Here is a 23,809-nt window from a genome sequence, read left to right on the forward strand (position 1 = left end):
CCTGCTCGCCGTGGTCTGCATGCTCATCTGGTCCCTCGGACCGTCCGCTCATGGTCGCCCGCCCGCCGCGGAGGTGTTCCCGGCGCCCGGTGATGGTGCTCCGGGACAGTCCAACGCAAAGGACCGGCACCGACCCCGCAGGGCTGGTGCCGGTCCTTGTCTGATCCCGGGGGTGGAAAACGAGGTCAGACCCGTTCGGCGAGGTTCCGCTTGCGCATCGCCTGCTCGTCACGGCCTACCGAGTACATGAAGGCGATGGCGAGCAGGACGCACGCGAGAATCAGGATGAAGGTGACGTCCCAGCCGAAGTTGTGGACCGCGAGGCCGATGCCGGTCGAGGCGAGCGTTGCGCCCAGGACGTAGCCGAAGAGCCCGGTGAAGCCCGCCGCGGTGCCGGCGACCTTGCGGGGGCTGAGGTCCAGGGCCTGCAGGCCGATGAGCATGACCGGCCCGTAGATCAGTCCGCCGATGACGACGAGGGCCGCGTAGGAGACCCCGAGCGGCCAGTCGACCGGGGAGAGCCAGTAGACGAGGACAGCGAGGAAGACTCCGATGAGGAACGTGATCCCCGCGGGGGAGCGGCGTCCGCGGAACACCTTGTCGCTGAGGTAGCCGCACAGCAGGGTGCCCGGGATCCCGGCGAGCTCGAAGAGGGAGAAGCCGGCGATGCCTTCGCCGAGGCTCGCCCCGCGCTCGTCGGCCAGGTACACGGGGGCCCAGACGAGCACGCCGTAGCGGAGCGTGTAGACGAAGACGTTGGCCATCGCGAGTTTGACCATGGTCGCGTTGCGGAGCACATAGCGGTTGACGGTCTGCCACGTCGTGGCGTCGTCGTCGGCCGCATCGGATGAAACCGGGGCGGGATCCGCGCGGTACTCCTCGATGGGCGGCAGGCCCTCGGACTCCGGGGTGTCGCGCAGGAGGAAGAACGCGATGACGGCGATGACGAGGCAGACGATGCCCGGGAACCAGAACGCAGCCTGCCAGTTGCCGAACGTGGCCAGCGCGAGCCCGGCAAGAGCGCCGGAGCCGGCCCCGCCGATGTTGTGCGCGATGTTCCAGAGTGCCGTCTTCGATCCGCGCTCGGAGGTCGAGAACCAGTGGACGAGGGTGCGTCCACTGGGAGGCCACCCCATGCCCTGGACGAAGCCGTTGAAGATCATGATGACGGCGAAGAACGCGACACTCGCCCCGATTCCGGGAACGAACCCGATGAACAGGTTCGCGAGCGCGGAAAGGGCCAGCCCGATGGGAAGGAACAGCCGGGCGCTGCTGCGGTCGCTGACGATCGCGCTGAGGAACTTGCTGAGCCCGTAGGCGACGAGGACGGCGTTGGTGACGATGCCGAGTCCAAGGGTGGTGAACCCTTCCTCGTCGCGCAGGATCGTCGCCACGAGGGGCACGTTGTTGCGGACGAGGTAATAGCCGGCGTAGCCGATGAAGATGCCGAGGAAGACCTGGAGGCGGAGTTTGGGGTAGCGCTTCTGCACGGTGGCGTCGTCGAGGCGTTCTGCGGGTGGGGGCGCGGCGAGGAACCTCATGAGTCCCTTGTCGGCCCAGGTGCCACTGGTCGTGGTCTGGGTCATGGTGCGTGTCCTTCGTAGATGCTGCTGGTGGGTGGTTGGAGGGGCCTAGTCATCGGCGGGGAGCAGCCAGGCACGGTCCTGCTCGAAGGACACCTGGACGAAGGTGCCGGAGGCGAGGATGTCCCCCGGGGCGGGGTCGTGGATGACGGCGGTGACGTTGCCGTCGACGGTCTCGATCTCGTACTCGACCCAGGCGCCGTAGAACACCGATTTCAGGACGCGCCCATAACTGCCGGTGACCTCGCGGGATTCGGGCGCCGGAGAGAGGGCGACGGATTCGGGGCGCACCATCAGGCAGACCGGGCTACCGGTCACGAGGGCGTCGTGCGCGGGGACGACATAGGTTGCACCGAGGGCCCGCACCGTGGCGCGGTTGCCGCCGCCGTCGGTCACGAGGGTGTCTATGGTCGTGTCGAGGAAGTTCGCGCGACCGATGAAGTCCGCCACGAAGACGGACGCGGGTTTCCTGTAGACGGTATCGGGTGTGGCAACCTGCTCGATCCGTCCCTGGCGCATCACCACGATGCGGTCGGACAGGCTCATCGCTTCGTCCTGGTCATGGGTGACGTAGACGCTGGTGATACCGAGCTTGTGCTGGAGCGCCCGGATCTCCGTGCGCATCTGGACGCGGAGCTTCGCGTCGAGATTGGACAGCGGTTCGTCGAACAGCAGGACCTTCGGCTTCATGACCATGGCGCGGGCGAGGGCAACGCGCTGCTGCTGGCCCCCGGAGAGCTGGTTGGGTGCCCGGTCAGCGAGTTTCGTGAGGCTCATGGACGCCAGGGCGAAGTCGACTTCCTCCTGGACCCGCTTTCTGGGAAATCTCTGCAGCCGCAGCCCGTAGGCGACGTTGTCGAAGACGCTCATGTGCGGGAAGAGCGCATAGGACTGGAAGACCATGGCCATCGGCCGCTTGTCCGGGGTGAGCGCGATCATGTCCTCGCCGTCGAGGGTCAGAGTGCCGTGGGACGGCGTCTCGAATCCCGCGATCATGCGGAGGGTGGTGGTCTTGCCGCACCCCGAGGGGCCGAGGAGGGTGAGGAACTCCCCCGGCCGGATATCGAGGGTGATGCCGGCGACGGCCGGCTCCGTGCCGGCGCTGCCGGGATACTGCTTGACGAGGTCCGTCAGCTGCAGGCTTCCGGCGGGTGATGCAGTCCGGGGGGTCTCGCGGGTGGTACTGAGGCTTGTCGCCATGGTTGTTCTCCGGTGTTGGGCAGGCAGTGGAGGAGTCAGCTGGTGCGCGTCGGTGCGCTGCGGTCGCGGATGATGAGGTTCATGAGGCCGATGACCCCGAGGACGATCGCGATGAGGATGGTGCAGTACGCGAAGGCGTTGCCGAACCGGCCGGCATCCACCTCGGAGAGGATCTGGGAAGTCATGATCTTCGTCTGCGGTGTGGTGATGAAGATGATGGGCGAGAGCGTGGTCATGGCCCGGGCGAAGGCGTAGGTCAGCCCGGAGAGCAGGGCGGGGCGGATGAGTGGCAGCGTGATACTCCAGAAGGTCCTGAAGCCGGATGCTCCCAGGGACGTTGATGCCTCGTCGATCGCAGGATCGATCTGTTGCAGCGAGGCGATGCCGGACCGCTGACCCGAGGGCATCGACCGGATCACGTACACCATGACGATGGCGAGGGCTCCGCCGAAGATGGCACCTCCGCCCGCGAGCGCCGGCAGCAACTGGATGTTGCCGATGATGAGGGGCCTGTTGAAGGCCACCGCGTAACCGATGCCGAGGACCGTCCCGGGGACGGCGAGCCCGAGCATGCCGAGGAAATCGAGGGCACCGCGGCCGCGCCGGATCTTCCGCACGACCAGCCAGGCAAGGATCATGCCCAGTGCCCCGGCGATGGGGGTGGCGATCAGGGCGAGGATCGTGGTGGTGAACATGGCATCGGATCCGATGCCCGAGAGGACGTACCGGTAGTTCGCGAGGGTGAACGTGTTGTTCACCCCAAGGATCGCGGTGAATGCCCCGACGAAGACGGTGACGTAGATGGCGATGATCAGGGTGGCGATCGCGAACACCGCGGCGAGCAGGGGGACGCGTCCCAGGGGCGAGCGGAGCAGGGTGATGTTGCCGGAGGGCTTGCCCGTCACCGAGACCACACTGCGTCGCTCGGCCCAGTACCGCTGAATGAGGAACACGAGCAGGCCGGGGACCAGGAGGACCAGGGAGTAGGCGGCTCCGCTGGCGACGTCGTACTCGCCGGTGATCGCGATATAGGCGCGGGAGGACAGGACGGTGAAATCCCCTCCGATCACCAGTGGATTCGCGAGGTCAGCGATCGCCTCGACGAAGAGCAGCAGGAAGCAGCTCGCAAAGCCCGGGATGAGCATGGGGATGGTGACGCTGCGGAAGATCTTCCAACGGTTGGCGCCAAGACTGAGTGCTGCTTCGTCTGTTGCCGGGTCGAGGCTGCGGAGCATCCCGAGCAGGTTCATGTAGGCGACGGGGAAGAAGGACAGGGATAGGACCAGGGTCAGTCCGGTCAGCCCGTAGATGTTGTAGTCCTGCCCGAGCAGCTTGTTGGTGATCAGTCCGCTGCGGCCGAAGAGGGTGATCACCGCGGTGGCGACCGCGAACGGAGGCGAGACGATCGGCAGGAGCGCGATGAGATGCAGGAGCCTCTTCCCGCGGAAATCCAGCCGGGCCTGCGCATAGGCGAACGCGAAGCCGACCGCGGTACCCACTATCCCCACGAGGACCCCGAGGATCACGGTGTTCACCAGGACGGTGCGGTTGGCCGAGGACGAGAAGATGTCCTGCAGCGTGCCGAGACCCTCCACGGTGAACGCCTGGGTGAGGATGCGTACCAGTGGGTAGCCGATCAGGATCATGAGGATCAGGACGACGCCGGCGATGACCAGTTTGGTGACGGTGTCCAACTTCGCCCCGCCCCGGCGGGACTCCTTCCGGGGTGGGGCAACCGCCGGGAGGGTGGCGGGTGGGAGCGTGTCGAGGCTCACGGGGGCTCCTTGCAGGGACGGGACGGTGAACGGGCGAGAAGCCTGGGGTTGCGCTACTCGCGCGGCTGCGCCGCGATCTCCTCGTCGAAGCGTGTCGTGAGTTCCTTCTTCGCGGCCGCGGCGGCGGCGAAGTCGTAGTCCACGAGGTTGGTGGTCCCGAGGTCGATCATGCGCTCGTCCTGCACGGACTCCGGGTTGGTCAGGACCTGATATGAGCCCACCGTCGGTCCGATGTCCTGCGCCTCCGGGGTGAGCGACCAGTCGATGTAGGCCTGCGCGGCGGCAAGGTTCTGGGTGCCCTTGACGATGCCGACGCCGCCGACCTCGTAGCCTGTGCCCTCCTCCGGCAGGGAGACCTGCAGGTCGGTCATGCCCGCTTCCTTGTACTTCACGCAGTCGTGGGTGAAGACGAGCCCGACGGCGGCCTCGCCGCGTCCGGCAGCCTGACCGGGGGCGGTGCCGCTCTTGGAGTACTGCAGTACGTTGTTGTGCAGCTTGCGCATGTAGTCGAACGCCGCGTCCTCGTCACCATTCGCGAGGGTGACCTGCGTCCACATGGTGGTGAAAGCGGTACCCGACGTCGACGGATGCGCCGTGGAGACCTGGCCGGCGAGTTTCGGGTCCAGCAGGTCATCCCACGCCGTCGGAACATCCACGCCGAGTGAGTCGAGCTTCGCCTGGTTGGAGCAGAAACCCAGCGCTCCGACATAGACACCGGTCCAGAAGTTCTCGGCATCACGGTACTTCGCAGGGATCTGCGCGGCATTGGGCGATTCGTACTGTTCCAGCAGGCCCGCGTCGCTGGCGGTTCCGTAGCCGTCGGCCGGTCCGCCGTGCCACACATCGAATTCGGGGGAGCTCTTCGCTGCTTCGAGGCGGGCTACCGTCTCGCCCGAGGACAGACGGACGAAGTCTGTCTGGACCCCGGTCTTCTCGGTGAATGCGGTCGTCATCGCCTGGCACCAGTCCTCCATCGCGCCGCAGGCGACGGTCAGGCTTCCGCTGAGCTCCCCGTCCGCTGAGGCCTGCTGGGTGTCGTCGACCACGCAGCCTGTGAGGCTGAGCGCGGTGGAGCCGAGAATGGCCATGGAGAGCGCTACTTTGCGCTTCATGGGCTTGCCTTTCGTGGGGGGCGGCGTCGTCGCTGCCCGTCGATCATCCGGAGCCGGATGGGAGCGTTGTCCACGGTATCGACGCCGTGGTAGGCGGAAGTGGTGGTGATGGTCACGCTCGGTCACAGCGTTGTGACTTTGGGGCCGGTCACCCGCCAGGGCCACCCAGCTCGTAGCCGACCCCCCGCACCGCGCGGATCGCGCGGGGCAGTCCTTCGCCGTGCAGGGCTTTCCGGACCCGGTACAGGGCGGTCTTGAGCATTTCGCGTCCGCCGGGACCCTCGTCGATCTGCCAGCCGGAGAGCAGGAGATCACGGAAGGACACGGGTTGGCCGTGCGCACTGGCCAGCCGCCGCAGGAGCCTCAACTCGAGCGCCGAGAGGTGGAGATAGCGTCCGTGTACCGTTGCCTTTTCCTGGCTGATGCGCAGTGGTCCGTGCACCAGCTCCGAGGACTCCGGGGTCGGCGCCGATCGGCGCACGATGGCTTCGGCGCGCAGGGCGAGTTCCCTGGGGTGGAAGGGTTTTGTCACGTAGTCGTCGGCGCCGGCCTCGAGGCCCGCGATGCGGTCCTGCACCCCGCTTTTGGCGGTCAGCAACAGCACCGGCACGTCACTGACCTCACGGATACGCCGGCAGAGCGACAGTCCTGACGACTGCGGCAGCATCACATCGAGTACGACGAGGTCGAAGTGCCGGGCACGGAAGAGCTGCCAGGCAGTCACAGCGTCTTTGGCCGACACATGCGAGAAGGCCTGTGTCTCGAGGGCGAAAGTGACGATGTCGAGCATCTGGGGTTCGTCGTCGACGACGAGGGCGAGGTGTTGGTGCTCCATCAGGTGATCCCTGCCGGGGTGGGTTCCATTGTTATGGCGGGGGTGCGCTCAGGCAGGCTGAACAGCATGGTGGTCCCGCGCCCTATCGTGCTGTCGACGAACACGTCACCGCCGTGCATCTGGACGATCTGCCGGGTGATCACCAGACCGAGACCTGTTCCGTCCTGTAGCGGGCGGCCGCTGGAGAACCGCGTGAACAGCTCACGGCGCTGATCCTCCTCCATGCCCTCGCCGTCGTCGCTGACCGAGATCAGCACCTGATCGTCAGCATTCACGACACGGACCGTGATCAGACTCGCGTTCGTCGCATGGGCTACGGCGTTATTGATGAGGTTGGTCATCGCCTGGCGGATCAGTGCACCATCGGCCCACACGCGCGGGGGAGCGCCCGGACAGTCGAGGGCGAACTGGGTGGGGTGCAGCTGGCGCAGTTCGCCGATGACCGTGGACGCCAGGGTTCGCAGGTTCACACGGTGAAGGTGGAGTTCGAACATGCCGGCGTCGATCCGTGCCTGCGTCAGCAGGTCCTCGGCAAGAGCGATGACAGCGTGGCAGTTGCCGCTGATCGTCGTGACGAAGCGGGCCTGGCTGTCCGTCAACGGGCCGGGGGAACGTTCGGCCAGAAGGTCCGCCGCTCCCCGGATGAGGGCCAGAGGTGTTCGGATCTCGTGACTGACCACCGAGATCTGGTCCGCGTTCCGCTGGGCGATGCTGCGCAGACGTTCGATCTCGGCGCGATCGGAAAGCCACGACCGGACGATCAGGAAGAGAGCAACCATCGAACCGATGGCCAGGGTGTCGAAGGTCAACGCAGCAAGGGTGTCCCCGGAGGCTACGACGGCGCTGACAAGGAAGAGTCCCGCCAGCAGGACGAAGAATGCTCCCGCAGCCATCCGTACGGCCAGGGGAAGAGGCATCCGCCACACGAGGAACAGGCCGAGCACCGCTCCAGCGGCCGAGCAGTAGTAGAGCCAGTTCACCTAAGCAGTGTAGAGGTGCCCCTCTGCCCGAGGTGGCCGGGCGGCGACCGCCGAGGATGCATGGGGCATGGGGCATAGGGTGTGGCCGGTACGGAGCCGGTATGCCCGGGCCGGCGCAGGAACATCGACTTGGTGCCGGATGAAACACTTGATGCGTGGCTCATCTCGACGTATCCGGTATCGACTACTTCCTCTCCGACGGCAGGCAACTGCTCAACGGTGTCGCCTTCAAGGTCGGCGACGGCCACAAGACCGCCCTGATCGGCCCGAACGGCACGGGCAAGACGACCCTCCTGCGGATCGTCGCCGGGGACCTCACGGCCGACGAGGGAGCGGTCAGCCGCTCGGGGGCGATGGGCATCATGCGGCAGTTCGTCGGCCAGGTGCGCGACGACTCGACGGTCCGCGACCTCCTCGTCTCCGCCGCGCCGCCCAGGCTCGCCGCCGCCGCGCAGCGGATCGACGACGCCGAACTCGCCATGATGGAGGCCGACGACGAGCCCACGCAGATGAGGTACGCGCAGGCGATCGCCGACTGGGGCGACGCGGGCGGGTACGAACTGGAGACCACCTGGGACGAGGTCACGATGGCCGCCCTCGGTGTCCCCTTCGACCGCGCGCAGTACCGTGCGGCGTCGTCGCTCTCGGGCGGAGAGCAGAAGCGGCTGGTGCTGGAGGCCCTGTTCTCGGGTCCCGACGAACTCCTGCTCCTGGACGAGCCCGACAACTACCTGGACGTGCCCGGCAAGCGCTGGCTGGAGGCGAAAATGCGGGAGTCGAAGAAGTCGGTGCTGTTCGTCAGCCACGACCGCGAACTGCTCGCCAATGCGGCCACCCGCATCGTGACGCTGGAACCCGGCGTCCTCGGGGCGTCGTCGTGGACGCACGGCGGCGGTTTCGAGACCTACCTGAAGGCGCGGGAGGACCGCAACGCGCGGTTCGAGGAACTGCGCAAGCGCTGGGACGAGGAGCACCTGAAGCTCAAGGAACTCGTCAACATGTACAAGAACAAGGCGGCGTTCCGCTCGGACATGGCCAACCGCTACCACGCGGCGCAGACGCGGCTGGCGAAGTTCCTCGAAGCCGGCCCCCCGGAGGCCATCCCCCTCGAGCAGAACGTGTCGATGCGGCTGGCGGGCGGGCGCACCGCGAAGCGCGCCGTCGTCGCCCAGAAGCTCGAACTCACCGGCCTCATGAAGCCCTTCAGCACGGAGATCTGGTTCGGTGACCGGGTCGGCGTGCTCGGCTCCAACGGCTCGGGCAAGTCCCACTTCCTGCGGCTGCTCGCCGCCGGCGGGTCGGATCCGGACAAGGAGCACCAGCCCGTGTCCGACGTCGACATCGCCGCCGTGCCGCACGAGGGCTCGGTGAAGCTGGGCGCGCGGATCCGACCGGGATTCTTCGCGCAGACGCACTCCCGCCCGGATCTCCTCGGCCGGACCCTCATCGACATCCTCCACCGGGGTGACGAGCACCGCTCGGGGCTGGGCCGGGAGGCCGCGTCCGCCGTGCTCGACCGCTACGGACTCGCCCCGCAGGCCGAGCAGCCCTACGACTCCCTCTCCGGCGGCCAGCAGGCGCGGCTGCAGATCCTGCTGCTCGAACTCTCCGGCGCCACCCTGCTGCTGCTCGACGAGCCGACCGACAACCTGGACCTCCATTCGGCGGAGGCGCTGGAGCGCGCGATCGACGCCTTCGAGGGGACGGTCATCGCCGTCACTCACGATCGCTGGTTCGCCCGGAGCTTCGACCGTTTCCTGGTCTTCGGCTCCGACGGCAAGGTGTACGAGACGAAGGAGCCCGTGTGGGACGAGAGCCGGGTGGTCCGGGCGCGCTGAGCCGCGGCAGGACGCGCCGATGCGCGCGCGTCCTGCGGGCCGCCGTCACCATTAGCGGTGACACCCTCACCGTGGAGACCGACTGGGAGTAGTCCCGGTCCGCTCGTCCACACGCTCTCCACAGGCTTATCCACAATCGGTGGATAAGCCTGTGCGACGTGCGGCCATTTGTGGAGCACTATCGCACCCGCCTACGGTTACAGGGTGAAACCCGCCGTCCGCGCCGCCATGATCGCCACCTACGCCATCTTCGGGCTCAACGGTCTCGTGTTCGCGAGCTGGGCCGCGCGTATCCCGGCCGCTTCGAGCACCCTCGGCCTGGGCTCCGGCCAGACGGGGACCCTCCTGCTCATCGGGGCCGTCGGCTCGGTCCTGTCCCTGCCGCTGGCCGGTCTCGTCGCCGCCCGCTTCGGCATCGGCAACACGGTCCGCCTCGGGGGAACCGCGGCGGCTGTGGCCGCCCTGACCGTCGCGTTCGGCCTCGTCACCGTCTCGGTGCCGGTGGTCGCCGTCGGGCTGTTCCTGTTCGGGAGCGGCATCGCCCTCTGGGACGTGGGACAGAACATCGAGGGGGCCGACGTCGAACGCCGGGTCGGGCGGACCATCATGCCGCGCTTCCACGCCGCGTTCAGCGGCGGAGCCTTCGTCGGTGCCCTCATCGGGGCGGGACTGTCCGCGCTCGACGTGCCGCTGTCCACGCACCTCGCCGCCGTCGCCGTCCTCAGCCTCGCCGTCTCCCTGTGGACGCCCCGGTACTTCCTGCCCGAGAACGCGGGAGGGGAGGACGGCACGGCGCCGCGCCGCACCCGGCCTGGGGGCCTCGGCGCCTGGGGTGAGCCGCGCACCCTGCTGATCGGGCTCGTGGTGCTGGGCGCGGCGCTGACCGAGGGTGCCGCGAACGACTGGGTGGCGAAGGCCACCGTGGACGGGCTGGGGACCACGGAGAGCACCGGCGCCATCATGTTCGCCGTCTTCGTCGCCGCAATGACGGCGCTGCGCTTCGTCGGCGGTCCCCTGATCGACCGGTTCGGGCGGGTCCGCGTCCTCCAGGCCGGCCTCGGCTCTTCCCTCGTGGGGCTCGTGGTGTTCGTCCTCGCACCCTCCGTGCCGCTGGCCGCTGTCGGCGCCGTGCTCTGGGGTGCGGGTGCGGCGCTCGGCTTCCCGATGGGCATGTCCGCCGCGGCGGACGAGCCCGAGCGTGCCGCGGCCCGGGTCTCCGTGGTGTCCACCATCGGGTACACGGCGTTCCTCGCCGGTCCGCCGCTCCTCGGATTCCTCGGCGACGCCGTCGGGATCCGCACGGCACTGCTCGCCGTGGGGGTGGCCGTGCTGGCGTCCTTCCTCGTCGCGCCGGTCGCCCGCGAGCGCACCGTCCATGCCACGGAGACATTGCGGACAGATCCTGACCGAATCCCGTAGGACACGCCGACGGGTGGGTTCTACCCTGTTCTGCATGGCGATCATCGAAGCAGAAGGTCTGAAGAAGATCTATTCGTCGAAGAGCGGCCCCGTGCATGCGCTCGACGGCATGAATCTGTCCGTTCCCCAGGGAACAGTCAAGGCCCTGCTGGGGCCGAACGGCGCAGGAAAGACCACCGTGGTCAAGATCCTCACCACCCTCATCCAACCGACGGCGGGCACGGCGCACATCGACGGCATCGACGTCCGCCGGAACCCGAAGGCGGCACGTCGCATCATCGGCGTCTCCGGCCAGTACGCGGCCGTGGACGAGAATCTCACCGGTCTCGAGAACCTCGAGATGGTCGGCAGGCTGTACCACCTGGGCGCCCGGGAGGCCCGACGCCGGGCCCAGGAACTGATCGACCAGTTCGAGCTGACCGAGGCGGGGAACCGCCCCGTCAAGGGCTTCTCGGGCGGCATGCGACGCCGGATCGACCTCGCCGGCGCGCTGGTCATCAATCCGAAGATCCTGTTCCTCGACGAACCCACCACGGGTCTCGATCCCCGGAGCCGCATCTCGCTGTGGGGCATCATCCAGGACCTCGTCAAGGACGGCACCACGCTGCTGCTGACCACGCAGTACCTCGAGGAGGCGGACCAGCTGTCCGACGACATCGCGGTGATCGACGGCGGCAGGACCATCGCCGAGGGCACGTCCGACCAGCTGAAGGCGCAGATCGGCGGACACCGTGTCGTGGTGTCCCTCGTGGACGCGGCCGACGCCGGGGCCGCGACGCAAATCCTCGCACGCCACGGAGAAGGGGAGCCCGTGGTCGGCGCCGACGGGCGCAGCATCGAGGTGGCCGTCACCGAAGGCCCGCGGGCACTCCAGTACATCCTGTCCGAACTCGGTGAGGGCGGCATCCACCTGCACGACGCCGGGATGCGGCGCCCCAGCCTCGACGACGTGTTCCTGCAGCTGACGGGGCACCGCGCGGAGGACACCGAGCAGTCAGCACCCCAGAAGGAGGCGGCAGCATGAGTGTCCTGGCACCCGAGGACCGGCAGCCAGAGAACCCCGATCAGCCCGCCCGGCGGGGCGCAACCCCCGCCGGCCCGTCCGAGCTGGCCATGTGGTTCTCCGACGGGTGGACCGTCACCAAGCGGAATCTGATCAAACTGAAGCGCTCGCCGGACATGCTGATCTTCGCCGTTCTGCAGCCCATCATGTTCGTGCTGCTTTTCAGCCAGATCTACGGCGGCTCCATCGAGGTGGAGGGCAGCGACTACACGCAGTACCTGATGGCAGGCATCTTCGCCCAGACCGTGATCTTCGGCTCAACGTTCTCCGGCTCGGCGATGGCCCAGGACCTCAAGGACGGCATCATCGACCGCTTCCGCACGCTGCCCATGAGTCCGTCGGCCGTGCTCGTCGGACGGACCAACAGCGACCTCGTGCTCAACACGCTCTCGGTGACGATCATGATGGGCACGGGGTTCCTGGTCGGATGGCGCGTCACTACCTCGTTCTCCAGCGTGCTCGCCGGCATCGGCCTGCTACTGCTCTTCTCCTATGCCTTCAGCTGGGTGATGGCGTTGCTGGGCATGTCGGTGAAGAGCCCGGAGGTCATCAACAACGCCTCCTTCATGATCCTGTTCCCGCTCACGTTCATCTCGATCGCCTTCGTCCAGTCCCAGAACCTCCCGGGGCCGCTGGAGACCTTCGCCAACTGGAATCCGGTCTCCGCGCTGGTTCAGGCGGTCCGTGAACTGTTCGGTAATACGGGGACCGTCCCCACGCCCGATGTCTGGCCGATGCAGAACGCCGTCCTGACCGTGCTGATCGGTGCGGCGTTCATGCTCGTGGTCTTCGTCCCGCTCTGCGTACGCAAGTTCGCGTCGATCAGCAGCCGCTAGGCGGGCGCGTCGTCCGAAAGACGTACTGCGCCGTGTCAGCGATCATCCCTGGGGCCGGTGAACCTCACCGGCCCCAGGCCTACTGTTGATGAGGGAGCCGCGTCCGCGGCATCCCGGACGCGGAACCATGCAAAGGACGCAGCCATGATCGAGGCACAGGCCCTCTCGAAGCGGTACGGCGCCAAGACGGCGGTCGACGCCGTCTCCTTCACCGTCCAGCCCGGCAAGGTGACCGGCTTCCTCGGCCCGAACGGTGCCGGCAAGTCCACGACGATGCGCATGATCGTCGGGCTGGACAACCCGACCGGCGGGCGCGTCACCGTGAACGGAAGCCCCTACGCGCAGCACAGGGCCCCGCTCCGGGAGGTGGGGGCACTCCTCGACGCCAAAGCCGTCCATACCAAGCGCTCCGCCTACAACCACCTGCGGGCCATGGCGGCAACCCACGGCATCCCGAACAGCCGGGTCAGGGAGGTCATCGAGCTCACCGGGCTCGGCCCGGTGGCGAAGAAGCGGGTGGGCGGGTTCTCGCTCGGCATGGGCCAGCGGCTCGGCATCGCGGCCGCCCTTCTCGGCGACCCCCACACGGTCATCCTCGACGAGCCCGTGAACGGCCTCGACCCGGAGGGTGTGCAGTGGGTCCGCCATCTCGCGAAAGGACTCGCGGCCGAGGGGCGGACGGTCTTCCTGTCCTCGCACCTCATGTCGGAGATGGCCCTGACCGCGGACCATCTCATCGTGATCGGCCGCGGGCGCATCATCGCGGACGCCCCCATCCAGACGATCATCGACGGGCAGGGCAAGGTCCGTGTCAGGGTGCGGGCGGACCGCCCCCAGGACCTGCTCGGCAGCCTCGCCGGTGAGGGCGTCAGCTCCCAGGTGCTCGAGCCCGAACTGTTCGAGATCACCGGGGTCGAGCCCCGCCGCATCGCGGAGATCGCCCTCCGGGAGGGCGTCCTCGTGTACGAGCTCACGCCCCTGCAGGTCTCCCTCGAGGACGCCTACATGGAGCTCACCCAGACCGAAGTCGAATACCACTCGCATGCTCTGCCCGCCTCCGGCGAGGCTCCTGCACCCGCGGAAGGACGCTGATCATGGCAACCTCGACCCATCCCGCCCCCGCCCGGGAGTCGCACCGGAAGGCAGGCCCGACGTCCGGCTCCGGCGTGAACTTCGGCCGCGTCCTGAAGTCAGAGTGGATCAAGGTGACCACGGTCCCCTCGACCGTTATCCTGATCGCCTCGACGGTACTGGTCATGATCGGCATCGCGGCCCTGCTCGCGTGGCAGACCACCATCCTGTTCGATGCTCAGAGCGACCCGGACATGGCTTCGCAGATGCAGGGTGCGCCGGACGCCGCGGAGATCTCTCGTGACATCCCTGGTTCCGGGCTCGTCATCGGACAGCTCCTCATGGCGTCCCTCGCGGTCGTCCTCATCGCCTCGGAGTGGGCCACAGGCATGATCCGCTCCACCATGGTGGCAGTTCCACGCCGCACTCCGGCACTGCTGGCGAAACAGCTCATCATGGCGCTCGTCTCCTTCGTGGTGGGTGCCGGCGCCGCCTTCCTCGGCTACCTCATCGCCCAACCCATCCTCGGGTCCTCCGACCTCGGGTTCGGCCTGGGTGACGAGGGCGTGCTCCTGCACATCATCAACACGGGCTCGGTGCTGGCGCTCGTGTCGATCTTCGCCATGTCGATCGGCACCCTGGTCCGGAACACCGCAGGAGGTGTCGTCACGTCGATCGGCGTCCTGCTCGTCCTGCCGATCGTCGTAGCCATCTTCGGAGGCGGCACCGAGTGGGTCGTGGACGCAGCACGATTCCTCCCGAGCTCGGGTGGCGAGCAGATGGTCGCGACCACCATTCAGGAGGGCGCGCTCAACCAGTGGCAGGGGGCGCTGGTGCTGGGTGGGTGGGCGCTCGTCCTCCTCGTCATCTCCCTGATCGTCACCAAGAAGCGGGATGTGTAGGGCATTCCCCGTTCAGCACCTGTGACGTGTTGCCATGACTGACAGACCCTTGGTGAAGGAGACCGCGGAACGAACGGCCGCGGTCTCCTTCACCGAGCTCAACGCCCGCCGGCTGGGTCCCTTCCGGCGGTTCTTCCGGAGCCATCCGAGGGCCATGGACGCTGTCGTGGTCCTGGTGTTCGTGCTCCTCTCCCTCCCCAACGCCCTGCTCGTCCTGTTCGACGGCGAGAACTGGTTCGGCGTCGCGGGTGTGGCGTTGGCCGCCGTGGCGCTGGCGTTCCGCCGGGACCGGCCGCTCCTGGTCCTCGCCTTCGTCGCGACCCTCGACGTCCCCGTGAGTGTGGTGACCGAGGGTGCCGGGAGCAGCGGGATCGCGACGATGTTCGCCCTCTACAGCGTGGCGGTAGCCTATCCGTTGCGGCAGACGCTTCTCGCCGCCGCGGTGGCGGCGGCCTTCTCGGTGAGCGCCCTGTTCCTCATCCCGGTCAGCACCTTCGGTGACGCACCGGGCGTGATCTGGCTCCTCAGCGGATTCATCGTGATGTTTCTGGCGGTCGCCGTCGGCGTCGGCGTCACGGTGCGTCGCGACCGCGAACACGAGAGCGTGCTGCGCGAATGGGCTGCCCGTAACGCGGAGCTGGCCTCCGCGGGGGAGCGCAACCGGATCGCGCGGGAGATGCACGACGTCGTCGCGCATTCGCTGACCGTCATGGTGGCACTGTCCGACGGCGCCGCCGTCGTGATGAAACGCGACCCTGAGCGTGCGGCCGCGGTGCTCGGCGAGTTGTCGGGCACGGGCCGCACGGCCATCGCCGACATGCGCCGGGTCCTCGGCGTGCTGCGCGCGGAGGCCGTGAGCGGGTCGCTTGAGCCGCTGCCGGCGTCGAGTTCGCTGATGCAACTGCTGGACGGCTTCCGCGCAGCGGGCCTGCCGCTCAGGGTGACCACCACCGGGCCGAGGCTGCCGGATGATCCTGCCTTCCACCTGACGGTCTACCGGATCCTGCAGGAGTCCCTGACCAATGTCCTGCGTTACGGCAAGGGCGTTACGCTGGTCGACGTCACCATCGCCAGGGCCGGGGACGGGGTGGAGCTCCGCGTGGCGGACGACGGACGGGGCGCCATGGGCCCCGTCGCGTCCCTCGGCTCCGGCCGGGGCATCGCCGGCATGCGCGAGCGTGCCGCCATCTACGCAGGCACCGTCGAGTGCGGCGACCGCCCCTCGGGTGGCTGGCTCGTCGAGGTGCGGCTGACCGTCCCGGACGCCGTCGGCGGAACGGGCAATCAACGGGGGAAAGAGAAAGATGATCACGGAGCACAGCACGCCGGCCACGCCCATCAGGATTCTGCTCGCTGACGACCAGCCGCTCCTGCGGATGGGTTTCCGGCTCATCCTCGAGGGCGAGCCCGATCTGGAGATCGCCGGGGAGGCATCCACCGGGGCCGAGGCCGTCCGGCTCACCGCCGACCTGTCACCCGACGTCGTGCTGATGGACGTCCGGATGCCGCAGGGGGACGGCATCGAGGCGACGCGCCGGATCACGTCCTCCGGGTCGTGTGCGCGCGTCATCATCCTCACGACCTTCGACCTCGACGAGTACGCCTTCGCCGGCCTGCAAGCGGGAGCCTCGGCGTTCCTGCTCAAGGACGTGGCACCCGAGGGCCTGGTGCAGGCAGTGCGCGTCGTGGCGAGCGGGGACGCCGTCGTCGCGCCACGCGTCACGCAGCGGCTCCTGGAGACCTACGTGCGCTCCCTGCCGCCGGTGCAGCGGACCCCGACCCCGGACCGTCGCCTGGCGGAGCTGACCCCGCGCGAACGCGAGGTGCTCGAGGCGATCGCCGAGGGTCTGTCCAACGCCGAACTCGCGGCCCGGTTCTTCCTGTCCGAGGCGACCATCAAGACCCACGTGCGGCGGATCCTGACGAAGCTGGGTCTCAGGGACCGGGTGCAGGCCGTCGTGTACGCCTACGAGAACGCGATCGTGGTGCCGGGGCCGACGCACTGATGCGGGGCCCGATGCTCAGGTGCAGGATCAGGGGCACGTGAGACTGCTCACCTGATCATCACCCGTCCAGGCGCCGACGGTCGCCCGGATCCTGAGGGTGAAAGTGCCCGTCCGTGTCGTGGAGCGCGTGATGGTGGTGGAGCGTGTCGTCGCGGGCAGATTGTTGGTGGTCACCGTTCCGGTCGGCGCCGTCAGGGTGACGGTGTAGCCGGTGGCCCGGGTGACGGCGCCGAAGTCGGTGATGGTAGCAGTCACCGAGGTCCTGGTCCCGTTGCAGGTGAAGGACCCTGTGATGCCCACGGGGGCGGGGATGTCGTACGTCCCGATGCTCATCGGCGCCGCGGCAGCATCGGAGAACGCGGCCTGCGCCACCGTCGGAGCCCACATGAACACCACGACGCCGATGACGAGCTGCACGAGGAAGCGAACCCGGCGCGTGGTGCGCCCGGACAGGCGACGGTCCATGGTCTTCCCTCCTCGTGTCGTCGTGGCATGCCGATGCCCGGGTGTCCTGGAGGACGTCCAGGACACCCGGGGCGGGGACTAGCGGCTGGTAGCCGCGCGCTGGGTGGCGGTGAAGGCGAAGTTCACGGTGCCGGTGAGGCCCTGGAAGGTGTTGTCCGCTGCGGCGGGGAGGGTGGCCGTGACGCGGAGGTTGTCGGCCTTGGCGGTGGTGACCGAGGCGAGGTTGGAGAGCACGACGTCGGTGCCGATGATCGGGCGGGTGGCGAGGACACCGGTGACCGTGCCGGCGCAGGTGTAGGCGTAGGCGGGTGCGGTGCCGGTTTCCGTCCAGGGGACGCTGCAGGCGTCGACGGTGACCTGGAGGCCGTTGAGGGTGTCGGTGGTGAGCTTCGAGGCGGTGCCGGCGGGTGTGGTGCTCAGGGTGACGCCGCCGAAGTTCTGGTTGCCGGCGTTCGTGAGGGTGGCGGCGCGCTGGATGGAGTCGCCGGGGACGATGCCGGACGCGGGGACGGTGAGGCGGTTGGTGGCCGTGCCCGCGGCGCCGAGCTGGACGTCCACGGTACCGGCGGTGACGGTCTCGCTGGCGGAGGTCGTGGAGGTGAAGGAACCGTAGGTGCCGAGTCCCGCGACCGACGCCGCAACGCCGAGCAGGGCGACGGAGGCGAGGACCTTGCCCGAGGTGGACTTCATGCTGATCCGCTTGGCGGACGTCGAGGAGGTGCGTGCGGTGCGTGCCATGGTGAGACCTGTTCCCTGTCGAGTATTCGGTTCCCGGTTCCCCCAGTGGGCCCGGTCGTTTCTGGTACCAACTGTGCAGTCCCTGACCGAAGCAGAGCCCGCGAACCCCGCGAACCCTCTGCGAAGGAACACCGAAGACCGAACGAAGTCCGAAGGGCAGGTGAAGTGAACCCGACGCTGCGGCTCGTGCCCGTGCCGCGCCGGGGGAGCGCCCGGCATGACGGCATCTGGTTGAATCGGTGGATGAGCCCAGCACCCGCGCACATCCAGGACCTCGGAGACTATGTCTCGGCGTCGCCGTCGAGCTTCCATGCAGTGGCGGAGGCAGGTCGCCGGCTCTCGGCCGCAGGATTCCGGCAGCTGGCGGAGCAGGACGCCTGGGAGGGCGGCGTGGGCAGCTTCTTCGTTCTCCGCGACGGGGCCCTGATCGCCTGGACCGTCCCGTCCGCGGCGGGCCCGACCACCGGATTCCACATCCTCGGCGCGCACACCGACTCGCCGTCCTTCAAGCTCAAGCCGCGACCCACCACCGGGAAGTACGGCTGGCTCCAGGCCGGCGTCGAGGTGTACGGCGGGCCTCTCCTGAATTCGTGGCTGGACCGCGAGCTCGCGCTCGCCGGCCGCCTGACCCTCCACGACGGCAGCGAACACCTCGTGGCCACCGGGCCGATGCTGCGCTTCCCCCAGCTCGCGATCCACCTCGACCGCGCGGTCAACGACGGCCTGGCCCTCGACAAGCAGCGCCACATGAACCCGGTGTGGGGCCTCGGGGACCCGGCGGGCGCCGACCTCCTGGGGCTCCTCGCTGCAGACGCCGGGGTCGACCCGCGCGAGGTCGGCGGGTTCGACGTCGTCGTCGCCGACACGCAGGACCCCCGCGTCTTCGGCGCGCAGGGCGAGTTCTTCGCCTCCGGGCGGCTCGACAACCTCTCCTCCGTGCACGCCGGGCTCACGGCGCTCATCGGGGCGTCGTCGGATGGGTCCGCGGACGGGCCGATCGCGGTCCTCGCGGCGTTCGATCACGAAGAGGTGGGCAGCGGGTCCCGGTCCGGGGCGAGCGGCCCCTTCCTCGAGGACATGCTCCAGCGGATCTCCCTGGGGCTCGGCGCGGGGACGGAGGAGCGGTTCCGGGCCCTCGCGGCGTCGTTCTGCGTCTCCGCCGACGCCGGCCACGCCGTGCACCCCAACTACGCGGAGCGGCACGACCCGGCGAACCTGCCGGTCCTCAACGGCGGTCCGCTGCTGAAGATCAACGCCAACCAGCGCTACACCACCGACGCCCCCGGCGCGGCGTACTGGGCATCACTCTGCCGCGCGGCGGGTGTGCCATACCAGGAGTTCGTGTCCAACAACGTGATGCCGTGCGGCTCCACGATCGGACCGCTCACCGCCACCCGGCTCGGGATCCGCACGGTCGACGTCGGCATCCCACTGCTGTCCATGCACTCGGCGCGTGAACTCTGCGGCGTCGACGATCCGGGCCACCTCGCGCGGGTCAGCGCGGCGTTCTTCCGCGGTGGCCGGTAGGACGTATCCCCAGGAGTTCGTCGCGCTCCGTCCGTCCGGTAGGATTGGGACGTCTGTGCCACAGCCGTTCCGGTCAGTACCGAGGACGGCGGCCGGACCAACGCAAAAGAACCTCCTGTTGCGGAAAGACCGCGACCGCTCAGCCCAGAGGAGGTGGGTTCACACATGCGTGCATATGAATTGATGGTAATCATCGACCCCGACGTCGAGGAACGCTCCATCGACCCAACACTCGAGAAGTTCCTCAATGTCGTCCGCAACGGCGGCGGCACCGTGGACAAGGTGGATATCTGGGGACGCCGGCGCCTTGCGTACGAGATCCAGAAGAAGACCGAAGGCATCTACGCCGTCGTCAACTTCACCGCGACCCCGGCCGTGGCTTCCGAGCTCGACCGCCAGCTGAGCCTCAACGAGACGATCATGCGCACCAAGATCATCCGCCCCGAGGAGCAGAAGGTTTCCGCCGAGTAATCTCGGTAGATCCCTCATTCATCCACCCCGCTCCGGCGGGAAGGAACTCAAGGAGGCACCATGGCAGGCGAAACAGTCATCACGGTGATCGGCAATCTCACCAACGACCCCGAGTTGCGGTTCACGCCGTCGGGATCAGCGGTTGCCAACTTCACCATCGCGTCCACTCCTCGCACCTTCGACCGCCAGAGCAACGACTGGAAGGACGGCGAAACGCTGTTCCTCCGGGCGTCGGTGTGGCGTGAGGCCGCGGAGAACGTCGCCGAGACCCTGACCAAGGGAACCCGCGTGGTTGCCCAGGGCCGACTCAAGTCACGTTCGTACGACACCAAAGAGGGCGAGAAGCGCACCGTCATGGAGCTGGAGGTGGACGAGATCGGTCCATCCCTGCGCTATGCGTCCGCGAAGGTCACCCGTACCCAGCGCTCCGGCGGCGGGAACAGTGGCGGCTTCGGCGGTAACTCCGGCGGCAACTCGGGCGGTTCGAACTCCGGATCCGGTTGGGGTGGGGGCCAGCAGGCCCAGCAGCCCGCGGATGATCCCTGGGGTGCTCCTTCTGGTGCTCCCTCGGGCGGGAATTCGCAGGGCTGGGGCAACGGCCCCGACTCCGAGCCTCCCTTCTAGCACCTCCAGGCAGCGGTTCCGCTCCCGGAACTCCTGCCGCAGTCACCGTCGGGTGACTGGCACGTCCCATCCCGCAGAATCGTTCTGCGGGCTCCACCATACAAAGGAGCACCACGATGGCTAAGGCTGAACTCCGTAAGCCCAAACCAAAGTCCAACCCCTTGAAGGCCGCTGACGTCACCGTCATCGACTACAAGGACGTAGCCCTGCTGCGTAAGTTCATTTCCGATCGCGGAAAGATCCGTGCCCGCCGCGTCACCGGTGTGACCGTCCAGGAGCAGCGCAAGATCGCTCAGGCAATCAAGAACGCCCGCGAAGTCGCCCTCCTGCCGTACTCCGGCGCCGGCCGCGGCTAGGGAAAGGGACACACTATGTCGAAGCTCATTCTGACCCAGGAAGTCACCGGACTCGGTGCCGCAGGCGACGTCGTCGAGGTGAAGAACGGTTACGCACGTAACTACCTTCTGCCCCGCGGCTTCGCCCTGATGTGGAGCAAGGGTGGCGAGAAGCAGGTCGAGTCGATCAAGGCTGCCCGTTCCGCCCGCGAGCACGCATCGCTCGAAGATGCCCAGCGCCAGGCCGCCGCACTGTCGGCGAAGCCCGTCACCCTGACCGTCAAGGCGGGTGGCTCCGGCCGCCTGTTCGGCACGGTCAAGGCCGACGACGTCGCGAAGGCCGTCGAGGCCGCAGGCCTCGGCACGATCGACAAGCGGAAGGTCGAACTCCCGGCTCACATCAAGTCGGTCGGTTCGTACCAGGCCAACGTCCGTCTCCACGAGGACGTCGCAGCAGTCATCGACCTGGACGTCGTCGCCAGCTAGGCGGATTCGGAAAAGTCGCGCGGCGCTTGCGCCGCACAGCACCACCGGATCGAGCAGGGAGCCCCCGCGTATCAGCGGGGGCTCCCTGCTGTTTAATCCCGCCCGTCCGGTCATCCGTGGGAGGGCATGCTTCCGGTGTCTCCGTCGCCGTCCATGCCGCGCGGCGACTCCATGTGCTTCTCGTGCAGCGGCGCTGAAGGTGCATCCCACGGTATATGCCGTCCTCAGGCGCCCGTCGTCCCGGATCATGGCGCTCTGCAAGCGTGAACCCGCTGGTATACAGGGCTCGAAGCGGCCCGCGCGGTGCTTGTGGCGGTCTTGTCAACAGCAGTCCTGTGGATGACCAACGTCTCAGGATCGATTTTGGTCCACAGGGCGTGGACAACGTCGTCGCAGGTCAGAGGGCTGTTGAGTTTGAATTGCAGGTGTTGTCCACAGGGTTGTCCCCATCCTGTGCACAAGATACGCGGCGTAATCCACAGCTTATGGAAACTTACCCACAGCCCCTGTTGGTACAGCACTTTGCACCGCCGCGGGAGGGGGCTAGCGTTGCGGAAGATTCCCCAAAACGAGGGTGTCGGGTGATAGGCCTGTCCTGTCGGACCCGCACTGGGTGTCCGGTCGACGCCCCGGCGTCACCGCTCCGACAGTAGGAGAAAGGCCCTTCCGTGTCCCTGGCACATGCAGACTCATCATCGGACACCCGAAACCCCGAGTTCTCGCGCACCCCGCCCCAGGATCTCGTGGCGGAACAGTCCGTGCTCGGCGGCATGATGCTGTCCAAGGACGCGATCGCCGACTGCGTCGAGGTCCTCCGCGGCGTGGACTTCTACCGGCCCGCCCACGAGAGCATCTACGAAGCCATCATCGACCTCTACGGACGCGGTGAGCCTGCCGATGCCGTCACGGTCTCCGACGAGCTCACGAAGCGTGGAGAGATCTCACGCATCGGCGGCCCGGCCTACCTCCACACGCTGATCCAGTCGGTGCCGACGGCTGCCAACGCGGGCTTCTATGCCGAGATCGTGCGTGAGCGCGCCGTCCTGCGCCGCCTGGTCGACGCCGGCACGAAGATCGTGCAGCTCGGCTACTCCAACGACGGCGAGGTGGACGACCTCGTGAACGCCGCGCAGGCCGAGGTGTATGCGGTGGCCGAACGCCGTACGGCCGAGGACTACGTGGCGCTCAAGGACATCATCGAGGGCACCGTGGACGAGATCGAGTCCGCGGGGCACAAGGGCGAAGGCATGACGGGTGTGCCCACCGGGTTCTACGAACTGGACGAACTCACGCAAGGCCTCCACGGCGGTCAGATGATCGTGGTTGCTGCCCGCCCCGCAATGGGCAAGTCCACCTTCGCCCTGGACTGGGCCCGATCGGCCGCCATCAAGCACAACATGACCACGGTCTTCTTCTCCCTCGAGATGGGCCGTAATGAGATCGCGATGCGCCTCCTGTCCGCAGAGGCCACCATCGGGCTGCAGGATCTGCGCAAGGGGACGATCAAGGACGAGCAGTGGGGGAAGATCGCCACGACGATGGGGCGCATGAATGATGCCCCGCTGTTCATCGACGACAGCCCGAACATGTCGCTGATGGAGATCAGGGCCAAGTGCCGGCGGTTGAAGCAGCGTCACGACCTCAAGCTCGTGGTGCTGGACTATCTGCAGCTCATGTCCTCCGGCAAGCGGGTGGAATCGCGTCAGCAGGAGGTCTCGGAGTTCTCACGGGCCCTGAAACTGCTGGCGAAGGAGCTCAACGTCCCCGTGGTCGCCCTGTCACAGCTGAACCGCGGATCCGAGCAGCGGACGGACAAGCGCCCACAGGTGTCGGACCTGCGTGAATCGGGATCGATCGAGCAGGACGCCGACATGGTCATCCTCCTGCACCGCGATGACGTGTACGACAAGGAATCGGCGCGGGCCGGCGAGGCCGACGTCATCGTTGCCAAGCACCGCAACGGCCCCACCAAGACGCTCGTCGTCGGCTTCCAGGGCCACTACTCGCGGTTCAACAACATGGCAGCGGACGGCGGGGGCTACTAGTCCTTCTTGGGCCCGAGCTCGTTGATGACCGTCTGGAGACGATGGCGCAGGTCCTCCGAGGCAAGGCCGTCCTCGACCATCAACTCGTTCTCGATATTCTTCGCACGCTCCAGGGCCTTGACTCCGGCCGAGGTGATCGTGATGCGCTGGCTGCGCCGGTCGGCGGAGTTGCGGAGCCGGGTGACCAGACCCCGCTTCTCGAGGCGGTCGAGGGTGCGTCCCACGGTCTGCGCCTGCACGTGGACCAGCTGGGCAAGGCGCACACCGGTGAGGGTTCCTTCGCGTTCGAGGACTCCCAGCGTGGTCAGCCCGGCGTGGGTGATGCCGATGCCCAGGAGCTTCTCGTTCCAGGAATGCTCGACGATGCGGGCGGCGGTCGTCAATAGGCGGCTGGTCGACCAATCGTTCAATTCCGGCACGATAGCGTGTCCTTCCCCTAGGTCGTCAGCGGAGGATCCGCTCGTTCCTGCTACTGTCCAACTCTACCCGAAATAGACA

At 67.6% G+C, this 23,809-nt stretch carries 23 protein-coding genes; 14 read left to right on the forward strand and 9 right to left on the reverse strand.

Annotated features, from left to right (window positions below; all coding sequences use genetic code 11):
* Nucleotides 1-185: 185 nt before the first annotated feature.
* The 6 genes from C4K88_RS12785 to C4K88_RS12810 all read right to left on the reverse strand — a co-directional run bounded on the left by C4K88_RS12785 (nt 186) and on the right by C4K88_RS12810 (nt 7,485).
* Nucleotides 186-1,586, reverse strand: coding sequence for an MFS transporter (locus tag C4K88_RS12785; protein WP_104122008.1), 1,401 nt, complete (start codon nt 1,584-1,586; stop codon nt 186-188).
* A 45-nt stretch (nt 1,587-1,631) separates the two neighbouring features.
* Nucleotides 1,632-2,783, reverse strand: a complete 1,152-nt coding sequence (locus C4K88_RS12790; RefSeq protein WP_104122009.1) for an ABC transporter ATP-binding protein — start codon at nt 2,781-2,783, stop codon at nt 1,632-1,634.
* A gap of 35 nt (nt 2,784-2,818) precedes the next feature.
* Complete coding sequence (locus tag C4K88_RS12795; protein WP_241521917.1) at nt 2,819-4,558, reverse strand: ABC transporter permease; 1,740 nt, start codon at nt 4,556-4,558, stop codon at nt 2,819-2,821.
* A gap of 53 nt (nt 4,559-4,611) precedes the next feature.
* The gene (locus C4K88_RS12800) at nt 4,612-5,670 is read right to left on the reverse strand and encodes an ABC transporter substrate-binding protein (RefSeq protein WP_104122010.1); all 1,059 of its coding nucleotides are present in this window, start codon (nt 5,668-5,670) and stop codon (nt 4,612-4,614) included.
* A gap of 148 nt (nt 5,671-5,818) precedes the next feature.
* On the reverse strand, nt 5,819-6,505 hold the full coding sequence (locus C4K88_RS12805) for a response regulator transcription factor (RefSeq protein WP_104122011.1): 687 nt from the start codon (nt 6,503-6,505) through the stop codon (nt 5,819-5,821).
* Nucleotides 6,505-7,485, reverse strand: a complete 981-nt coding sequence (locus C4K88_RS12810) for a sensor histidine kinase (protein WP_146065686.1) — start codon at nt 7,483-7,485, stop codon at nt 6,505-6,507. Before C4K88_RS12810 ends, C4K88_RS12805 begins: the two co-directional genes overlap by 1 nt.
* Before the next feature lie 155 nt (nt 7,486-7,640).
* On the opposite strand from C4K88_RS12810, the gene C4K88_RS12815 reads away from it, so the two are divergent.
* The 8 genes from C4K88_RS12815 to C4K88_RS12850 all read left to right on the forward strand — a co-directional run bounded on the left by C4K88_RS12815 (nt 7,641) and on the right by C4K88_RS12850 (nt 16,620).
* A complete protein-coding gene (locus C4K88_RS12815) occupies nt 7,641-9,323 on the forward strand; it encodes an ABC-F family ATP-binding cassette domain-containing protein (protein WP_104122013.1) in 1,683 nt (560 codons plus the stop codon).
* Nucleotides 9,324-9,551: 228 nt separating this feature from the next.
* Complete coding sequence (locus C4K88_RS12820) at nt 9,552-10,742, forward strand: MFS transporter (protein ID WP_104122241.1); 1,191 nt, start codon at nt 9,552-9,554, stop codon at nt 10,740-10,742.
* 34 nt (nt 10,743-10,776) lie between these two features.
* Complete coding sequence (locus tag C4K88_RS12825; RefSeq protein ID WP_104122014.1) at nt 10,777-11,766, forward strand: ATP-binding cassette domain-containing protein; 990 nt, start codon at nt 10,777-10,779, stop codon at nt 11,764-11,766.
* Between the two features lie 89 nt (nt 11,767-11,855).
* Nucleotides 11,856-12,641, forward strand: a complete 786-nt coding sequence (locus C4K88_RS12830) for an ABC transporter permease (protein ID WP_104122242.1) — start codon at nt 11,856-11,858, stop codon at nt 12,639-12,641.
* A 144-nt stretch (nt 12,642-12,785) separates the two neighbouring features.
* A complete protein-coding gene (locus tag C4K88_RS12835) occupies nt 12,786-13,733 on the forward strand; it encodes an ABC transporter ATP-binding protein (protein WP_104122015.1) in 948 nt (315 codons plus the stop codon).
* A 2-nt stretch (nt 13,734-13,735) separates the two neighbouring features.
* On the forward strand, nt 13,736-14,614 hold the full coding sequence (locus C4K88_RS12840; protein ID WP_104122016.1) for an ABC-2 transporter permease: 879 nt from the start codon (nt 13,736-13,738) through the stop codon (nt 14,612-14,614).
* Nucleotides 14,615-14,648: 34 nt separating this feature from the next.
* Nucleotides 14,649-15,971, forward strand: coding sequence for a sensor histidine kinase (locus C4K88_RS12845; protein ID WP_104122017.1), 1,323 nt, complete (start codon nt 14,649-14,651; stop codon nt 15,969-15,971).
* Nucleotides 15,919-16,620 (forward strand): response regulator, encoded by a 702-nt coding sequence (locus C4K88_RS12850; RefSeq protein WP_104122018.1) that lies wholly within the window; start codon nt 15,919-15,921, stop codon nt 16,618-16,620. The genes C4K88_RS12845 and C4K88_RS12850 overlap by 53 nt, the downstream gene beginning before the upstream one ends.
* 27 nt (nt 16,621-16,647) lie before the next feature.
* Here C4K88_RS12850 and C4K88_RS12855 read toward each other — a convergent pair whose 3' ends face one another.
* Complete coding sequence (locus tag C4K88_RS12855; protein WP_104122019.1) at nt 16,648-17,085, reverse strand: hypothetical protein; 438 nt, start codon at nt 17,083-17,085, stop codon at nt 16,648-16,650.
* A gap of 78 nt (nt 17,086-17,163) precedes the next feature.
* Nucleotides 17,164-17,823 (reverse strand): TasA family protein, encoded by a 660-nt coding sequence (locus C4K88_RS12860; RefSeq protein WP_104122020.1) that lies wholly within the window; start codon nt 17,821-17,823, stop codon nt 17,164-17,166.
* Between the two features lie 243 nt (nt 17,824-18,066).
* Here C4K88_RS12860 and C4K88_RS12865 point away from each other — a divergent pair, with 243 nt between their 5' ends.
* The 6 genes from C4K88_RS12865 (at nt 18,067) to dnaB (ending at nt 23,311) form a co-directional block, all read left to right on the forward strand.
* Entirely contained in the window at nt 18,067-19,350 is a 1,284-nt protein-coding gene (locus tag C4K88_RS12865) for a M18 family aminopeptidase (protein WP_104122243.1), read from the forward strand.
* Nucleotides 19,351-19,515: 165 nt separating this feature from the next.
* Nucleotides 19,516-19,821, forward strand: a complete 306-nt coding sequence (gene rpsF, locus C4K88_RS12870) for a 30S ribosomal protein S6 (RefSeq protein WP_043442549.1) — start codon at nt 19,516-19,518, stop codon at nt 19,819-19,821.
* Nucleotides 19,822-19,881: 60 nt separating this feature from the next.
* Nucleotides 19,882-20,445, forward strand: coding sequence for a single-stranded DNA-binding protein (locus C4K88_RS12875; RefSeq protein ID WP_104122021.1), 564 nt, complete (start codon nt 19,882-19,884; stop codon nt 20,443-20,445).
* A gap of 116 nt (nt 20,446-20,561) precedes the next feature.
* Entirely contained in the window at nt 20,562-20,801 is a 240-nt protein-coding gene (gene rpsR, locus C4K88_RS12880; protein WP_005273147.1) for a 30S ribosomal protein S18, read from the forward strand.
* A 15-nt stretch (nt 20,802-20,816) separates the two neighbouring features.
* Nucleotides 20,817-21,266, forward strand: a complete 450-nt coding sequence (gene rplI / locus C4K88_RS12885; protein WP_104122022.1) for a 50S ribosomal protein L9 — start codon at nt 20,817-20,819, stop codon at nt 21,264-21,266.
* 668 nt (nt 21,267-21,934) lie between these two features.
* Entirely contained in the window at nt 21,935-23,311 is a 1,377-nt protein-coding gene (gene dnaB, locus C4K88_RS12890; RefSeq protein ID WP_104122023.1) for a replicative DNA helicase, read from the forward strand.
* Here the strand turns inward: dnaB and C4K88_RS12895 are convergent.
* Complete coding sequence (locus tag C4K88_RS12895; RefSeq protein ID WP_167399046.1) at nt 23,308-23,730, reverse strand: MarR family winged helix-turn-helix transcriptional regulator; 423 nt, start codon at nt 23,728-23,730, stop codon at nt 23,308-23,310. The two genes, dnaB and C4K88_RS12895, sit on opposite strands and share 4 nt — an antisense overlap.
* Between the last annotated feature and the right edge of the window lie 79 nt (nt 23,731-23,809).

The organism is Arthrobacter pityocampae (assembly GCF_002927275.1).
In the GTDB taxonomy this organism is placed as follows: Bacteria; Actinomycetota; Actinomycetes; order Actinomycetales; family Micrococcaceae; genus Arthrobacter_D; species Arthrobacter_D pityocampae.